At 49.6% G+C, this 16,685-nt stretch carries 13 protein-coding genes; 7 read left to right on the top strand and 6 right to left on the bottom strand.

From position 1 onward, the window contains the following. The first annotated feature begins 508 nt into the window (after positions 1 to 508). From mscL to M2133_RS07565, 3 genes are read left to right on the top strand one after another with little or no spacing between them, the layout of a single operon-like run. A complete protein-coding gene (gene mscL / locus M2133_RS07575) occupies positions 509 to 937 on the top strand; it encodes a large-conductance mechanosensitive channel protein MscL (RefSeq protein WP_277465429.1) in 429 nt (142 codons plus the stop codon). Between the two features lie 9 nt (positions 938 to 946). Then, positions 947 to 1,957, top strand: a complete 1,011-nt coding sequence (locus M2133_RS07570; RefSeq protein WP_277465428.1) for an alpha/beta hydrolase — start codon at positions 947 to 949, stop codon at positions 1,955 to 1,957. A 15-nt stretch (positions 1,958 to 1,972) separates the two neighbouring features. Next, positions 1,973 to 3,457, top strand: a complete 1,485-nt coding sequence (locus M2133_RS07565) for a capsule assembly Wzi family protein (RefSeq protein ID WP_277465426.1) — start codon at positions 1,973 to 1,975, stop codon at positions 3,455 to 3,457. Positions 3,458 to 3,498: 41 nt separating this feature from the next. Here the strand turns inward: M2133_RS07565 and M2133_RS07560 are convergent, their stop codons facing one another. Both M2133_RS07560 and M2133_RS07555 read right to left on the bottom strand, forming a co-directional pair. Further along, positions 3,499 to 4,236 (bottom strand): lysophospholipid acyltransferase family protein, encoded by a 738-nt coding sequence (locus M2133_RS07560; protein WP_277465425.1) that lies wholly within the window; start codon positions 4,234 to 4,236, stop codon positions 3,499 to 3,501. A gap of 253 nt (positions 4,237 to 4,489) precedes the next feature. After that, positions 4,490 to 4,810 (bottom strand): helix-turn-helix transcriptional regulator, encoded by a 321-nt coding sequence (locus M2133_RS07555; protein WP_277465424.1) that lies wholly within the window; start codon positions 4,808 to 4,810, stop codon positions 4,490 to 4,492. Between the two features lie 262 nt (positions 4,811 to 5,072). Between M2133_RS07555 and M2133_RS07550 the strand changes: the two genes are divergently transcribed. Then, positions 5,073 to 5,249, top strand: coding sequence for a hypothetical protein (locus M2133_RS07550; protein WP_277465422.1), 177 nt, complete (start codon positions 5,073 to 5,075; stop codon positions 5,247 to 5,249). Positions 5,250 to 6,541: 1,292 nt separating this feature from the next. Here the strand turns inward: M2133_RS07550 and M2133_RS07545 are convergent. From M2133_RS07545 to M2133_RS07530, 4 genes are all read right to left on the bottom strand, one after another. After that, positions 6,542 to 8,434 carry a RagB/SusD family nutrient uptake outer membrane protein gene (locus tag M2133_RS07545; protein WP_277465420.1) on the bottom strand — a complete coding sequence of 631 codons (1,893 nt, stop codon included), beginning with the start codon at positions 8,432 to 8,434 and terminating at the stop codon, positions 6,542 to 6,544. 14 nt (positions 8,435 to 8,448) lie between these two features. Next, a complete protein-coding gene (locus tag M2133_RS07540) occupies positions 8,449 to 11,544 on the bottom strand; it encodes a TonB-dependent receptor (protein ID WP_277465418.1) in 3,096 nt (1,031 codons plus the stop codon). Positions 11,545 to 11,688: 144 nt separating this feature from the next. Next, positions 11,689 to 12,888, bottom strand: a complete 1,200-nt coding sequence (locus tag M2133_RS07535) for an MFS transporter (RefSeq protein WP_277465417.1) — start codon at positions 12,886 to 12,888, stop codon at positions 11,689 to 11,691. A gap of 229 nt (positions 12,889 to 13,117) precedes the next feature. Beyond that, positions 13,118 to 13,825: a DUF5715 family protein gene (locus M2133_RS07530; protein WP_277465416.1), complete on the bottom strand. Its 708-nt coding sequence runs from the start codon at positions 13,823 to 13,825 to the stop codon at positions 13,118 to 13,120. Positions 13,826 to 13,948: 123 nt separating this feature from the next. On the opposite strand from M2133_RS07530, the gene M2133_RS07525 reads away from it, so the two are divergent. From M2133_RS07525 to ubiE, 3 genes are read left to right on the top strand one after another with little or no spacing between them, the layout of a single operon-like run. Then, entirely contained in the window at positions 13,949 to 14,965 is a 1,017-nt protein-coding gene (locus tag M2133_RS07525; protein ID WP_277465415.1) for a PhoH family protein, read from the top strand. A 5-nt stretch (positions 14,966 to 14,970) separates the two neighbouring features. Beyond that, positions 14,971 to 15,921, top strand: coding sequence for a phosphoribosylaminoimidazolesuccinocarboxamide synthase (locus M2133_RS07520; protein WP_277465414.1), 951 nt, complete (start codon positions 14,971 to 14,973; stop codon positions 15,919 to 15,921). Positions 15,922 to 15,931: 10 nt separating this feature from the next. Beyond that, the gene (ubiE, locus tag M2133_RS07515) at positions 15,932 to 16,675 is read left to right on the top strand and encodes a bifunctional demethylmenaquinone methyltransferase/2-methoxy-6-polyprenyl-1,4-benzoquinol methylase UbiE (RefSeq protein WP_277465413.1); all 744 of its coding nucleotides are present in this window, start codon (positions 15,932 to 15,934) and stop codon (positions 16,673 to 16,675) included. The last annotated feature ends 10 nt before the right edge of the window (positions 16,676 to 16,685 follow it).

Raw genomic sequence — 16,685 nt, 5'->3', positions numbered from 1 at the left:
ATACTTCCAAATTAATTCGAAGGTTTTTTGCAAGAAAAAAACAAAAGAAATCATATAGGGCTCATCTGGCGGGGGTTAGGGGGAGAAGAAAAAAAGGGGAAGAAGGGGGATAAGGGGAGTAAGGGGGATAAGGGGAAGAAGGGGAATCTGAGGATAGAGTATGGAGGAAAAAAGAGAAAAGACACTATCTTTGCGGCAGGAAAAACCAAATGCCTTTGTTTTTAGTTATAAGACTAAGGAGGCTTTGAAATACATTAGGAGGATGAAACACATCAGGAGGCTTTGAACACATTAGAAGGCTGAATACATTAAAAAGCTTTGAAATACATTAGGAGGCTTTCAGTGAGAGGCGGAGAAGGAGTCTATTGTATTTGTAAAGGGGAAAGGTGGGCTGGCTTTCTATACCTATATTATATAGGGGATCGATTATATGTGTTATATAAGAGATCGGTTGTACGGAGAGAGAGAACAGATAAATTACATTATTCATAAAAAGAATCGGAAAGATATGGGAAACATGTTAAAAGAGTTCAAGGATTTTGCCATGCGGGGCAATGTGGTCGATATGGCTGTGGGTATTATTCTCGGTGGGGCGTTCGGGAAGATCGTTTCGTCGTTGGTGGCTGATGTGATTATGCCGGCTATCGGTTTGTTTGTCGGCGGGGTGAACTTCACGGATCTGAAGGTCACCTTGAAGCAGGCGATCGTCGAAGGCGGGCAGGAGGTGGCTCCGGCTGTGACCATCAATTACGGGCAGTTCCTGCAGGTGACGTTCGACTTTATCATTATCGCTTTTGCCATCTTCCTGATGGTCAAAGGCATCAATGCTTTGCACAAGAAGAAAGAAGAGGAGAAACCGGCAGCACCGGCTGCGCCTCCCGCGGACATTCAGTTGTTGACGGAGATCCGTGACCTGCTGAAGGAAGAGAAGAAATAATTCAGACTCATGAGGATCAAGGCTTACGTTTTCGGCTTACTGCTGTTGCTCGCGCCGCTCTCGGCGGGGGCACAGTATACGCCGGATTGTCTGGGGGCGGATTATCAGAGCCGGACGATCCGGATGCCGGATGATTACGAAGGGAAAGTGGTTTGTACCCTTATCCGAAAGCCTGCTTTGCCGGAGGTAAAGCAAGCTTTTTTGTATATCCACGGCTACAACGACTATTTCTTCCAGGCCGCATTGGGTGATAGTATCCGGGCGTGGGGCCAGAATTTCTACGCTTTGGACCTGCGGAAATACGGTCGCTCCCTCCTCCCTCACCAGGATGCTTTCTTTTGCAAGGATCTGACGGAATACTTCGCCGATATCGATACGGCCATCGCCATCATCCGCCGGGAGGGCAACGAACGCATCATCCTGATGGGCCATTCCACCGGCGGGTTGATCACTAGCCTTTACGTGGATGCGCGGAAAGAGTTGCCGGTCAACGGCTTGATTCTCAACAGCCCGTTCCTGGATATGTATATGTCGCCCATGGCAGAAGCGATCGGCCTGCCGTTGATCTCTTTCCTGGGCTGGATGTTCCCGCGGTGGGTGATCCAGGGCACGGGTTCCAACCGCTACGCACAAACGCTATTGGCCGAATACCGGGGGGAATGGACTTTCAATACAACCTGGAAAAAGGAGAACGGTCATCCCAAGCGGGCGGGCTGGCTACGGGCGATCCATCAGGGGCATCGGAAGGTGCAGAAGAAAGTAGAATTGCACTGCCCGATCTTGCTCTTATCGTCGGACAAATCCGCTTCGGAAAGCGCCGACTGGGCGGAGCTCTGCGTCTCCGACATGGTATTGGATGTGGAAGATATTCAAAGGTATGGCGCCCGCCTCGGCGATAAAGTGACCCGCCACCGGATCCCCGATGGCGTACACGATCTGATCTTATCGCAGCCCGAACCCCGAAAATACACTTACAAAGTGATGGCCGAATGGCTCAAATCTTTATCTTTGCTTCCCTAAAGCGAAAGATCGATCATGAAGATTGTAAGGTTAATTTTCATTCTTTTATTGGCGGGAGCACCTATTCCTTTTCTCTACGCACAAAACGCATCGGACACGAACGTGACGACCTACGCGGTAGAGACATTCGGTTCGGCGGCAACGGGCAGTTATACACCGTTCTGGATGACCAGCAATCGCTACGGGGTGGTTCCATTAGAGGCGGGCAACGGGTATCTGCGTCCGCGCATCGATCACCGTCAATCTTTCGGCGATGGCTTCCACTGGGCCGCCGGCATCGATGCCGTCGTGACCGCTCCCCGCTACCGGAACGTATATCTGCAACAGCTTTATGCCGAGATCGGCTACAAAAGCCTGCTTCTCACCCTGGGCAGTAAAGAAAAATACACCTCCGGCTGGGATCAGCGCCTCAGCAGCGGCGATATGATCCAGTCGGCCAATGCCCGTCCAACTCCGGAGGCGCATATCTCCATCCCTGAATTTCTTACTGTGCCTCTGACCAAAGGCTGGTTTCATTTCCGGGGTTATCTGTCGGTCGGCCGTTCCTTGGACAGCGACTACCTGGACGACTTCGTCAAGACCAATCAGGTGTACAACCGCGATGTCTTATGGCATGACAAATCGCTGACCATCCGGCTGCGCGATACACGCTCCCACTTCCCCGCCTACCTCTCATTCGGAATAAGCCATACGGCGCAATGGGGAGGCAGATCGACGGATCCGGAGGTAGGCAAACAGCCACAGTCATTGAAAGACTTCGCGCGTATCTTCTTCGCCAAAGCGGGAAACGCAACAGCCAGCCTCTCCGATCAGGTCAATGTATTGGGCGCTCACCATATCTCGTACAACTTCCATGCCGGCTTTGCCAAAGCGAACTGGGAGCTTCAAGCCTATTATCAGCATATTGCCTCCGACAAATCGGGCGTTTTGATGTATAATGGAACCGATGGATTGTGGGGCCTGCAATTGGATCTATCCCAATGTCGCTGGATCCGGAAGGTGGTGGCGGAATATATCATCACCAAAGACCAGAGCGGCCAGTTCCACTACCTTGATTTCGACCACGACGCCCACCCCGGGCGGGGCGGTGGTGCCGACAACTACTACAACAACCAGGAATACCGGACGGGACACTCTTATTTCAACCGCAGCAAAGGCACTCCTTTACTGATCTCGCCCGAATACAACGCCGACGGCAGCCTGGGCTTTAAGAGTACGCGCATCCAGGATTTCCATCTCGGCATCGAAGGAGATCTCAGCCGGCAGCTCTCCTACCGTGTATTATTTACTGTGATGAACGGCTGGGGCACACCTTATCAGCCTTTCCTGAAAAAACAAACCGGCGCGTCATTCCTTGTCGAAGCCCACTATACGCATACCCGGTTGCGCGACTGGTCGTTCACCGGCTCCCTCGGCGGGGATACGGGTGATGTAGTCGGCGACCGCAGCTTCGGCTTCAGCCTGAGTATTAAGAAACAAGGGATCTTAAAGAAATGGTAGGCCCCTCCAACCTCCCCCAAGGGAGGCTTAGGTACACACACTTATCGGAACGCATCCCATAGGTCAGCCTCTATTATCTTCCGCGTTTCATCGGCCATCTGCTGCAGCTTTTTGTTCGAGAACTCGCTCTCGTCCCAATGCATCGGGGCGTGGATAATCATCTCCATCCGGTGGCGGCGCAGGTTCAGCGTTCCGATCGGCAAGACATAAAAAGGGCCATTCAGCGTGATGGGCACAACGGGCAGATGCTGATCGACCGCCATCTGATAGGCCCCTTTGCGGAAGCGGATCATGCGGCCGGTGTACGTGCGCGACCCCTCGGGGAAGATCGCCACCGAAGCCCCTTTACTGAGGCTCTTCTCCGCTTCGATGATACTCTGCCGCGCGGCTTTGGGTGTTGAATTATCGACCGTAATAAAACCGGCAGCCCGGCAGGCAGCCCCCACCAAAGGGATCTTGCCGATGCCCGATTTCATCACCCACTTGACAGGCACACCCAGAAAGCCATAGATCAGAAAGATATCAAAAGCCCCCTGGTGATTCGCCGCGAAGACATAGGATTTTGTTCGGTCGATATGTTCACGTCCCTTGACTTTCACCGGACACAATGCCAGGTAACAAGTCAGGCGCGACCAGATCATGCCCGGATAATAAGCAAAAACCCGTTCTCCCCCCAACAGGCACCCGACGATCGTAACCAATGCCGTAAGGATAGTCAGTACCAAGAATATGGGCACAAAAACCAGCCAAGTATAAATGATATATAATAGCCGCAGCATCATTCGTTGTTTCCACAAAGATAACTACAAGTAAAGAATTATACTATATCCCAAAGAAATAAAATGTATTCCCGGTAGCCTTTTGAAGAGGCCGGAGCTTTCCGGGCAAAAAGACAGAGCGGGGAATTCGAATGGTCTCACCTACAGCAAGCATATCCTCGATCGTTGGTAATCCGTTTCCATTGACAGACGTGGCATGCTCACCCTTATACCCTTCGATATTGCGGGTCAGATCATACGCGGGAGACAATAGTCATTTATTTCGCCCTCCTCTTTTTCGATCCTTGTTTTTGTTGATCTGATCCAATTCTTCCATCGTACTGTACTGCGGCTGAGAGAGTAATTGTTTGATTTCTTTCGTGTAACCCAATGCTTTAGATAAGGCGACAAAGGACGACAATGAGATGGTGCTTTTTTGTTCAAACTTTGCAATTGTAGCCAAAGGCACACCGCTTATTTCCGAAAGGAAACTGCGGGACCATCCTTTTTCCAATCGCCTTTTCTGAAGATTCTCTGCTACTATTTTCAGTAGATCTTCGGTTGATTCCAGGTCGAAATTGTACAGTAAAGACATACAATAGTATCTATTAAATCATAATTACCGCATTAACAAACACGATAGTATCTGTTACAAAGATAATCATTCCTGTGGATATCCACCAATCCTCCGATTCTTTTCCGCCAGTTCGCAGAAGAGGGCAGGACCCGCCAGGAACTCTTTCAGCATTTTTATTCTAAAATATTTTCGGAATCGGGTTATTATTACTTTATTTGCAAAGAGAAAAGAAAAGAGTTCGCGGAAGCATTAAGAAACAAACATAAATATATATACAACCATGAACACATTACTTAAATACATTGGAGTATTTGTTGTCCTTGTAGGTGTGGCAATCTTAGCCGTACCGTATCTGATGAACGGTAGTACGTCAAACACATTAATTGCAACCGGCATGACCGTTGCACTTATCGGTTATTTCGGACACATCATCATCAACAAGAAACTTGCCGATTAATACTCCGTAAGAAAAGAAATAAAAAAGGTTGCTTTAGAAAAGGCAACCTTTTTTATTTGGATTCTAATCCAACGGAGCAGATGAGGGATCAGCCCGAACCGTTTTCTTCAGAAGATAGAAGATAGAAGATAGAAGGCGCAGGGCGGGGAAAAGAAGAAAATCGGAAGATTTTCTTCGGTAGTTGGTAGTTGGTAGGCGCGGAGCGGTAGATTGAAGAAAATGTGAAGGTGTAGGATAATAGCAGATGGACATTTCTGGCTCCCCTTCTTAGCTCCCACCACCCCGTCACGCCTCTGGCGTGCCACCCCTCCTCGGGCAGGAGGGGAATTGGGGTGGACCAGAGCCGTAGGCGATGGTGGGGTAGTTTGATCCTAATTTTGTATGAGATAGGTATTTATGATTTGTCAGAAGATCAAACTGCTCCACCACGGCAAGCCGTGGTCCCCCTCTTCTTGTCTAAGAAGAGGAGCCGAGATACCGATATCGTAAACCTTCACATCTCAAAATATTTGAAAACGCGCTGCGCGCGCTGTTTACGAACGGGAATCCCCAAAAATACCCTCCGAACAGAGTTTTTCGTTTTTTTACTTACATCATACAGGATTTCCTTCCATCCCTGTATATCAGCCGTATAACTATTTCAAATAGCCTAAAAAACACCAAAATTCCTGTAAGTAACTTTCTGATACCTGTTGGCGAGCCTCGGCTGTGATCGGTTTAACATTGTTGCCTATTCCGGCTGTATGATGGTAGTAAAAAAATGAACATTTGAAGTAGCGAGCGCAGAAACCAAGTTTACTTGGATTATGCCGAGTCACGCCAAATGACTAATTTTAATGAAAAACTCTGTTCGGAATGATCGGTTTAGCACTATTTGGCGTTTGCATTTGTTGACATCTGTTGTTTGACAACCCAAACCGCCGCCTTTCCCGAAAAGGCCGGCAGGGTTTCCCAAAAGGCCGCCGGAGTTTTATAAAAGGCTGCCGGCCTTTTAACGGCCTGAAAGAGATTTCCAAATCGTTTCAGCCCCCCTTTTTCAACTACCGGTACTTTGCGCGCAAACTACTAATAGTTTGTCGCCAAACTACCGGTATTTGGTGCGCAAACTACCGGTAGTTTGCGAAGGGGATATTAACGCTTCACTTTCAATGGTTTAGAAATTACATTAATGAACGGATTAATCCATGTGATCCGTCAGTTCCCCATGCCCGTCATACGAAAAAAATCCGGCTCTCGAAAGAGCCGGATTCTCTAAAATCCCTAATATATATCTTTAAAACGATATATACAGCTTATAAAGACATACCCGGATTCTGTACCAGGTTCGGGTTACGACGCATTTCGTCCAACAGGATCGGAGCAAAATACATCTTGTTATCCCATGCCCGTACCTCACGGCTATTCAAGTCGAGTACATAGTAGTAGTAATCGTACTTTTCTTCGTTGTGGATATACGGTTTGTATTGGGTTTGTCCCGGTTTCAGGATACCTTCTACCGTAATACCGGTGATCGGCTTGTTGCCGGTTACGTCGGCGATCATCCAACGACGTACGTCGAAGTAACGATGCTGTTCGTAAGCCAATTCAGCACGACGGTCGCGACGTATAAATTCGCGCAGGTCGGCCTGATTGAATGAAGCTCCACGAGCAGTCAAAGCTTCTCTGACAGGTTTCAAGGCTACGCGTCCGCGCAACACATCCAGCCACTTCGCAGCTTCTTCCAGTTCGCCCAATTCCACGCAAGCTTCGGCAGCAATCAGATACATCTCAGCCAAACGCATGTACACATGAGGTACTTCCTGCGGATAGTATTGTGCATCTACAGCCGTGTCGATCAGTTTCTTTTCGTAGTAGCCTGTCCAGGAACCGTTCCAGTCTTCGATCGGACCCTTACGGGTATCGATCCCCCACATAGAAGTTCTGGCCACGCCGTCTTCGTACATCAGATCCTTCACGTCACCGTCGGTCACTTCGTATTTACCGGCCTGCAAGCGTCCCAGTGGCGTCGGGTCCAGCGCAGCACCCGCTGAACGCGGACGTCCCCACTCGTTACCGTCGGTCGCTACCGTAGCATACATACGCGGGTCGCGTCCGTTGTACGGATTACCTTTCTGGAATTCACCCGGTTTGATCAAACCGGTTACGATTGATCCGTCTTCGAATTCGAACGCCTGCACCAGGTCGTGTGTCGGAGTCGTTCCGGCCCAGTTGCTGTAACCGTTCGGTCCGTGCCACAAGCCCATGCGGTTTTTAGCACCCCCGGCCGTAGAATAGCTGCGGACAAACATCTGTTCGCTGTTCGACTTATCTGTCATAATGGTCTTGAACGTCACAGCTCTTTCGGTATTGATCCCTACAGAACAGTCGATCAATTCAAACGGGCCTTCTTCGATCACCTTGATGGCGTTCTCTTTCGCCTGGCGATAGAGTGCCATACGGTCGCCGTCGTACTGGTTTACATTCAACGTGTTGATTGTACGGTCAGCATAGAGCTGGCTGGCGAAATGCAAAGCGATACGCGCTTTCAATCCGGTGGCTACATACTTGGTCACACGTCCTACTTCCGCACCCGAAACAGTTGCCGGCAAGGTTTGCTCAGCAATAGTCAGGTCGGCCATCATAAACTCCACACATTCGCGGATGGTGTTACGTGCCTGCATCATTTCTTCCTGATCGTTCAGGGAGAAGTCTTTCGTCACGATGGGCACACCGCCGAAACCACGGGTCAATTCATGGTACATATGCGCACGCATATAATAAGCTTCCCCTTTCAGGCGTTCTTTACTGATTCCCACCTTTTCAGGAACCGCATCGATATTGTTGATGATGATATTGGCATAACGGATACCCCGGTAGCGAAGCTCCCATTTGAAGGGGTTGTTATTGTTATTAAACCATTGCACGTTCCCTTCGTTGATAGCCTTCGACTCATTCACGTCGCGCTGGCCATAATTATGGGTGAAATAAGCATCATCCGTCAATCCGTCCAATGAGTGTTCTTGTGCTCCCGGGTGGATATTGTTGTACAGCTCAAAAACAAAAGCCTGGGTCAAAGCGGCATCCGAGAATACCAACTCTTCCGTATATTCCCCCGTCGGCTCCAAATCCATAAAATCCGAACAAGAGGTCAAACTAATGGTCGTTCCAAGAGCAACGGCTGCTAAGATATATTTCAAATTTTTCATGTTCTCTCGTTTTTTTAGAATGTTAAAGAAAGACCTGCGTTAAATATACGACGTTGCGGATAGTCTTTACCGGTATTGTTCTGTTCCGGGTCTTGTACCTTCACGTTGTCTATGGTAAACAGGTTAGAACCACTCACATACAGACGCAGATTTTGGATGCCTGCATTGCGAATTGCCGGGAAGTTAAAGGTATAACCAACTTCCATATTCTTCAGACGCAGATAATCGGTATTTCTCTGGTAGTAGGTGTTCTTCTCACCGTTACCTTCTTTTGCCCAATACTCGTTAGAACGGTCGTACGTACGCGGATGTTCCACCTGCCAGTTTTCTTCCGTCCAACGGTTTTCGTACATGAACTTATAGAAGTTACCCGATTCACCGGCACGCTCACGCCAGATATAGGTAATCGCTCCGGTAGCTCCCTGGAACAATAACATGACGTCGAAGTTGTTCCAACGCAATCCCATTGTTACCCCTGCCACAAAGCGTGGTTCGCGGTTTTTGCTGGAACGTACGCGGTCGTCGGCGTCGATCTTTCCGTCTTTGTTGTAGTCGACATACTTGATATCACCCAAGCGAGCGTTCGCCCAATGCGGATAGCTGTCGAGTTCTTCCTGCGTATTGAATACACCGTCGGCGATGTACCAAAGTTCGGTATCGATCGTCTGACCTGTACTTTTCTGATAATCAGGTCTACCCGGCACCTCGTCCCAGAACAGGATCTTGTTGCGGGCATAGGTTACGTTGGCAGAAATATCATAATCTACCTTACCTACGCGGTCGTTCCAGGAAACCAAACCTTCAATACCCTTGTTTTCCATCTCACCGAGGTTTTCCTTCGGCAGCGTAATACCGGATGTATGCGGCAGAGAAGCGTTACGGTTGATCAACATGTTCGTACGTTTGTGGTAGAACAAGTCGGTTTCCACGCTCAAGCGGTTTTGTAAGAATTTGAAGTCGAAACCAATGTCATAAGTCGTACCGACTTCCCAGGTAATATTGGGGTTAGGCGTACGGGTCGGTTTCAATGTTTTGCTCAAGCCGCTACCAAACAGATAGTCAGTACCAAAACCATAGGTATTGAGATACTGGATTGTTCTGTCGTAGTTGCCGTCAGAGTCTAACAAGGCGTCATTACCTGTCTGCGACAGTGAACCACGCAGTTTGAAGTATTCGATAAAGCCTAAGTTCTCTTTCCAGAAGTCTTCTTCCGAAGCACGCCAGGCAGCAGAAACACCGGGGAAGAAACCATAACGGTCACCACTCGGGAAACGATACGAACCGTCTAAACGGAACACGAATTCCAACAGGTATTTCTCCATGTAGTTATACGTCAAACGACCGAAATAGTTCAAACGATTTTCTTCCCAAGAGTAACCTTCGGTTTCCTGGTCGGTGATCGGTGCATTGTTCAACTCGTCCAAGGTGTCAGAGATAAAGTATTTCCGGTAAGCGCGTACGCGACGGAACTTCTTATCTTCTGCTTCAATCCCTAAAGAGATACCCATGTTGTGATCGCCGAATGAACGGTCGTAAGAAGCGATAAAGTTAGCCATCCAGTCGGTCTGGTCGTCGCGTCTTTCTTCCAATTCAGGAGTAGAAACCCCCTTCGGAGTCGGAGTCAGTTTATGTTCGGGGTTACCATCCCAGTTATACAACAAGAAAGGCTTCGCAAAGCGGCGACGGTTGTGGAAGTTCTGGTCGAACGAACCGCTGGCAGTCAGGATCAAGCCTTCCACGCCAGGCACTTTCAAGGTAGCTTTCAACGTATTCTGGATATAATATCCCTTTTGTGTATCATGTCCGGTCTCAGGAGTGGCCCGTACAACGGGGTTATCTCCGTACTCGATATCCGGTCCCGGTTCGCCACTGGGCCAGTATGCCGGCATAGTCGGCTTACTACGTACCAAAGAGGTGAAGATATCACCCGCACCGCGCGGCGGATATTTGGTAACTTCCAGACGGCTGATTGTTCCATAAGAAACATCCAGGTAGTCATTGACCTTCATATCCAGATTCACACGGATACTGTACTGGTCGTAGCGGTTAGCCGAATTCTTATAGATTCCGTCTTCCCCGTTAGCGGCCAGGTTCATGTAGAATTTGAAACGATCAGATCCCCCGCTGATACCTACGTCATGACGATAGATCGGAGAAACGCTCTTCAAGGTTTCTTTGTGCCAGTCGGTATCCGGATGCCCCCAAGGGTCGGAACCATCTTGGAATTTCTGCAGGTCTTCTGCCGTAAAACGCTCGCTACGTCCTGAGTAACGGTCGATATCATTAACCATCGTGGCATATTCGAAAGCGTTAGCAACCTCCGGCAAACGGGTTGGTTGCGAGAATCCCATATTACCATTGTACGTAATGGTCGGCTTGCCTTCTTTACCGCGTTTGGTGGTAATCAAGATTACACCATTCGCCGCACGTGATCCGTAGATCGCAGCAGCAGCGTCCTTCAATACAGACATGGATTCGATTTCGTTCGGGTTGATACGGTTCATACCCCCTTTACGTCCGGGAACACCGTCGATAACGATCAGCGGGTCCTTGCTACCCAAAGAGTTCGAACCACGAATACGGATAGTTGTTCCACCACCACCCGGTTCGTCAGAACGTTGGAACCCGATAACACCAGGCATACGTCCGACCATGGCACCGGTCAGGTTAGTTGTCGGAGAGGCTTTCAGTTGTTCACCGGTTACACTGGCTACAGATCCGGTAACGGTTACCTTCTTCTGCACGCCGTAACCTACGACAACGACCTCTTCTAACGCCTGAGAGTCATCTCTCAACGTTACATTAAGGATGTTTTGTGTGCCTACAGCGATTTCCTGAGTCACATAACCTACATAAGAAAAAACAAGTGTGCCGTTAGCCGGCACTTCCAATCCGTAATGGCCATCGATATTGGTAATCGTACCAATGGTTGTTCCTTTAACGGAAACGTTCACCCCGATCAGCGGCTCACCGGTAGAGTCTGTAACAGTACCTTGAACCGAACGGTTTTGAGCGAATACTGCGGTAGTGCATAATAGTGCGACGAACAAGGTTAACAGCTTGTTTATCATACCCACAGGTTTCGAATGTGATTTTGAATATACTTTCATATTCTTTCTTTTTAAATGAATATAAGGTTAAAACATTACGAATAGCTTCACTATTCAGATTTTCACATAAAAAAAATTCTCTAAAAGGTCTTACATCATAGGCAGTACATTTTTAATTATTAATTGTTAATTATCAGTTGTTAGTTATAACACGATCTTACGTGTGTCTTCTTTAAAGAATAAAACGAAGGCAACCAGGATGACTGCAGCCATAATGAAAGGAATCATCCAGATCGATACCCAGTCGTAGACACCGTCGACGGTATAATGATCAACTACCTTCCCGGCGACCAGCGTACCCAGGTATTTCCCCACCCCATACGTGGCAAAAGCAATCAAGCCCTGGGCCGAATTGCGCAGGCTCACGGGTGCTTTCTCGTCGACAAACAATTGGCCGGTCACAAAAAAGAAGGTAAAGCAGAATCCATGTAACGGCAAGCCGGCATAGAGCAATACCGTGTTTCCGCTGAACGCGCCGTAGGCATAAAAGCCGTACATCACCGTCCAGGCAATCACCGCCGCCATGATACTCTTTTTGTATTTCCATCTCAAGAAAAGCAAGGGGAAGGCAAAAAGGAAGATCATCTCCACAATCTGTCCCAGACTCATCGCTGCTGCCGCATGGCTCACACCGGAAGTATTGAGGAACAGGTTGGTGAACGAATCATAGAAAGCCAACGGGATGCAGATCAAAGCCGAGAAGACCAACAACAAAAGGAATGAACGGTCTTTGGTCAATTTGAAAGCATCGAATCCGATCAGTTTGACAAAGGATACTTTCTCCGTACTCTTGACCGGCGCTTTATACGGCAGGAACAAGGCATAGGCCGCACCCACAAGCGAGGCGCCTCCGGCAATCAGGAAAGGAATGGACGTTTCTTCAATCTTTAACCCGCTCAACAGGAATCCGGCAATCACCCAGCCAATGGAGCCAAACAGGCGTACGCGCGAGAACTCCTTGCCCGGATCACTCAGGTTGTCCATCGAGATGGAATTGGCCAGCGAAGTGGTCGGCATATAACAAATCGTGTACGCAAACAGAACGGGAAAGAAAAGTGAGAAGTCTTTAATCGTAGACAGCCAGATCATCAACGCGCCACCTACAATATTCAAGAAAGCCATCACCCGATTGGCCGAGAAGAACCGATCGGCAATGGCGCCAACAATAAAAGGAGAGATCATGGAAGCAAAAGCTGCTGTTCCATAAGCCAATCCAATTTGAACACCGGTAAATTGTAATGTTTTCCCCAGGTAGGTCCCCATCGTAACAAACCAGGCCCCCCAGATAAAAAACTGAATGAACATCATGGCAGATAACTGCACTTTTTTGTGAGTAGCTCTCATCCAAGCATTAAATTAGGTTAACAATAAATTCAAGCGAAAAAGCAAATAGTCTATTATACAACAGATTTATCAGGTTTCTTCAGCATCACGAATGTATTCAAACTACCTACAAGTGTAGTCAAAACAAATACTCAACACAGGCTGGGGACAAATATATAACTTTTTGAATTATTGACAAAACATTAACCTTTTTTTTACTAAATAAAGTTTAAGGAAATCCTACAAGCCTTCAAGGTCGGGCGGTAATATGGAAGCAGCCTTGCTTACGTTCGTGCTTGACGTAGCAGCGGTTGGCTTTTTGCAGGTCGCGTAAGACCATGGCGAGGATCATTTTCAGGTCTTCCGCCGGGATGTCGAGGGGATCTTTGGGTTTGATCTTGGTGAAGCGCACCCAGGAAATATCGAAGGTGGTGCCGTAGAGGTGGGCGGAGTTGGAGGAGGAGTTGATATTCCGTTTTTGCAGCTTACCGATATCGTCGGCGGTGCGGGTGACGCTCGTGACCTTTACCTTATATAATGAAGCGTTGTGACTGGCGAGCGAATCCTGGAAGTTCTGGCCGATCTCGTATAACAGATCGGCGGCTTCGGTCACCAGAAACGGGATCGAGTGGGTCAGTTCTTCCACTTCGTAGGCATCGTTGGTGGCGATCTCGACCATCTTCTTCGTGGCCCGTTTCGCCGCTTCGCGCGATGCGACCGGCTCGATACCCAGGCGTGCGGCGGCTTCGAGGTGCTTGGGATTCAGATCGTTGAAGTCGCGGTTGTAACTTCCTTTATACCAGATGCGTTTCAGTTCGCCCCGTTTCTCGGCACAGTCGGAAAGGGAAATAACGAAAAGAAGAAAGAAGAGGGAAGAGAGAAGATAGGAGTTCCTCTTCTTCCTTCTATCTTCTACCTTCTCTCTCCTCTCTTCCATCTTCTTTCTTCTCTCTTCCATCTTCTCTCTTCTCTTTCTTTTGTTTTCGGATGCAAAAATAGGGATAAATCGCAAACTTATTTATATGTTCCTTAGCGGAGTGAGTAGATTATTCGTATTTTTGCATCCACTAAAACGAGTCGAATGATTGAACGCATTTACATATTGGAGAATGTAGACCCTGTCTTGTTTTATGGGGTGAACAACAGCAATATGCAGCTGATCAAAACCTTATTCCCCAAACTGCGCATCGTAGCGCGTGGCAACGTGATGAAAGTGATCGGCGAAGAAGAAGAGTCGGAGCTGTTCCTCAAGAAGCTGCGCGAACTGGAGAAGCACTGCGAAGAATACAACGCCTTGCCCGAAGAGGTGATCCTGGATATTATCAAAGGCAAAACGCCGAACGTCGTGCGACAGGAGAACCTGATCATTCACGGGATGAACGGCAAACCGATCCTGGCACGTTCGGATAATCAACAGCTATTAGTCAAACTGTTCGACGAGAACGACCTCGTCTTCGCCCTCGGCCCTGCCGGTACGGGCAAGACGTTCGTGGCCATCGCACTGGCTGTCCGGGCGTTGAAGAACAAACAGGTGCGTAAGATCATCCTGAGCCGCCCCGCCGTCGAAGCCGGCGAGAAGTTGGGCTTCCTTCCCGGTGAGATGAAAGACAAACTGGATCCCTACCTGCAGCCGCTCTACGATGCATTGCAGGACATGATCCCTGCCGCCAAGTTGAAAGAGTATATGGAGAACAATGTGATCCAGATCGCCCCGTTGGCCTTTATGCGCGGACGGACATTGAACGATGCGGTGATCATCCTCGACGAAGCCCAGAACACAACGACCCATCAGATCAAGATGTTCCTCACCCGCCTGGGCACGAACGCGAAGATGATCGTCACCGGCGATATTACCCAGATCGACCTGCCGGCCTCGGCCACTTCCGGCCTGGTGCAGGCGCTTAATATACTGAAAGGCGTACCCGGCATCGGCAAAGTCGAATTCAACAAAAAAGATATCGTGCGCCATAAGCTCGTGCAACGCATCGTCGAGGCGTACGAACGCTTTAACCGCAAGGCGGATAAAGCGTTAATTGACAATGGACAATTGACAATGGACAATGAGAAAAAAGCTAAAAAGAATAAAGAAGATAACTAACGTTTATGAAACAGGCATTAACACAAACAGATTTCAATTTCCCGGGACAGAAGAGCGTCTACCACGGTAAGGTACGCGATGTGTATAACATCAACGACGAGCAACTCGTGATGGTGGCTACCGACCGGATCTCGGCATTCGATGTCGTCCTGCCCGAAGGCATCCCCTACAAAGGACAAATGTTGAACCAGATCGCCGCCAAGTTCCTCGACGCCACGGCCGATATCTGCCCGAACTGGAAACTGGCGACGCCCGACCCGATGGTGACCGCCGGCGTGCAATGTACCGGATACCCCGTCGAGATGATCGTGCGCGGATACCTCGTAGGCAGTGCCTGGCGCGCCTACAAAGCCGGCGCCCGCGAGATCTGCGGCGTGAAGATCCCCGACGGGATGCGCGAGAACGAACGCTTCCCCCACCCGATCATCACCCCGACCACCAAAGCCGAGATCGGCGAGCACGACCAGGACATCTCCCGCGAAGAGATCCTCCGTCAGGGATTGGTTTCGGAAGAAGAATACAACCTGTTGGAACAATACACCATGCAGCTCTTTATGCGCGGCACGGAGATCGCCCGCGAACGGGGGCTGATCCTGGTCGACACCAAATACGAGTTCGGCCACCGCGACGGAAAGATCTACCTGATCGACGAGATCCACACGCCCGACTCCTCGCGCTATTTCTACCGCGAAGGCTACGAAGAACGCTTCGCCGCCGGCGAGCCACAGAAGCAACTCTCCAAAGAATTCGTACGCGAATGGTTGATGGACAATGGCTTCCAGGGCAAAGAAGGACAGACCGTGCCCGAGATGACACCCCAGATCGTCGAAAGCATCAGCGAGCGCTACATCGAACTCTACGAACACATCACCGGAGAGACGTTCGTCAAAGAAGATACCCGCAGCTTGCTCGAACGGATCGAACGCAACGTAACGACATACCTGCAATCCCGATAACACATAGGATATGACACGATATGGTTCGGAAAAGATCCTGCCCTACAAGAACGCCAAGGAGGGCAAAGGGGATCAGGTGGAACGGATGTTCGACGCCATCGCGGACAAATACGATCAGCTGAACCATACCCTGTCGCTGGGCTTCGACAAAGGCTGGCGGCGGAAAGCCATCCGCACGCTCAAGCCCTACGCGCCCAAAGAGATTCTGGATATCGCCACCGGGACCGGCGACCTGGCTATCGCGCTCTACAAAGAATTGCAGCCCGATCAGGTTATCGGTGCCGATATCTCGGAAGGCATGATGCGCATCGGACGGGAGAAGGTGGCGGCTGCCGGTTATGCCGACGCGATCCGCTTCGAATGGCAGGACAGCCTGTGGCTGAATTTCCCGGATAACCGGTTCGACGCCGTCACAGCCGCCTTCGGGGTGCGCAACTTTGAGGATATCCGGCAGGGTATCGGCGAGATGTATCGCGTACTCCGTCCCGGCGGGCGCCTGATGATCCTCGAACTGACCACACCCGAGCGCTTTCCGATGCGCCAATTGTTCGCCCTCTATTCCCACACGGTCATTCCACTGATCGGCCGGTTGGTGTCCAAAGAAAAGAACGCTTACGACTACCTGCCCGCCTCGATCCGGGTCGTGCCGCAAGGTCGGGTGATGACCGGACTATTGGAAGAGATCGGGTTTCGCGACGCCCAGGTACGCACATTCACCTTCGGCATCTGCTCTTTATATACCGCCACGAAATAAAAAACAACAC

Source organism: Parabacteroides sp. PF5-6 (genome assembly GCF_029504695.1).
Lineage (GTDB): Bacteria > Bacteroidota > Bacteroidia > Bacteroidales > Tannerellaceae > QVMG01.
The sequence above is the reverse complement of the archived record's forward strand: the minus strand, read 5'-3'. Positions and strand labels throughout refer to the sequence as shown.

Bases quoted from the DNA above. Each gene is read 5' to 3' on its own strand.
- mscL (WP_277465429.1), top strand. From the start codon at position 509: ATGGGAAACATGTTAAAAGAGTTCAAGGATTTTGCCATGCGGGGCAAT.
- M2133_RS07570 (WP_277465428.1), top strand. From the start codon at position 947: ATGAGGATCAAGGCTTACGTTTTCGGCTTACTGCTGTTGCTCGCGCCG.
- M2133_RS07565 (WP_277465426.1), top strand. From the start codon at position 1,973: ATGAAGATTGTAAGGTTAATTTTCATTCTTTTATTGGCGGGAGCACCT.
- M2133_RS07560 (WP_277465425.1), bottom strand. From the start codon at position 4,236: ATGCTGCGGCTATTATATATCATTTATACTTGGCTGGTTTTTGTGCCC.
- M2133_RS07555 (WP_277465424.1), bottom strand. From the start codon at position 4,810: ATGTCTTTACTGTACAATTTCGACCTGGAATCAACCGAAGATCTACTG.
- M2133_RS07550 (WP_277465422.1), top strand. From the start codon at position 5,073: ATGAACACATTACTTAAATACATTGGAGTATTTGTTGTCCTTGTAGGT.
- M2133_RS07545 (WP_277465420.1), bottom strand. From the start codon at position 8,434: ATGAAAAATTTGAAATATATCTTAGCAGCCGTTGCTCTTGGAACGACC.
- M2133_RS07540 (WP_277465418.1), bottom strand. From the start codon at position 11,544: ATGAAAGTATATTCAAAATCACATTCGAAACCTGTGGGTATGATAAAC.
- M2133_RS07535 (WP_277465417.1), bottom strand. From the start codon at position 12,888: ATGAGAGCTACTCACAAAAAAGTGCAGTTATCTGCCATGATGTTCATT.
- M2133_RS07530 (WP_277465416.1), bottom strand. From the start codon at position 13,825: ATGGAAGAGAGAAGAAAGAAGATGGAAGAGAGGAGAGAGAAGGTAGAA.
- M2133_RS07525 (WP_277465415.1), top strand. From the start codon at position 13,949: ATGATTGAACGCATTTACATATTGGAGAATGTAGACCCTGTCTTGTTT.
- M2133_RS07520 (WP_277465414.1), top strand. From the start codon at position 14,971: ATGAAACAGGCATTAACACAAACAGATTTCAATTTCCCGGGACAGAAG.
- ubiE (WP_277465413.1), top strand. From the start codon at position 15,932: ATGACACGATATGGTTCGGAAAAGATCCTGCCCTACAAGAACGCCAAG.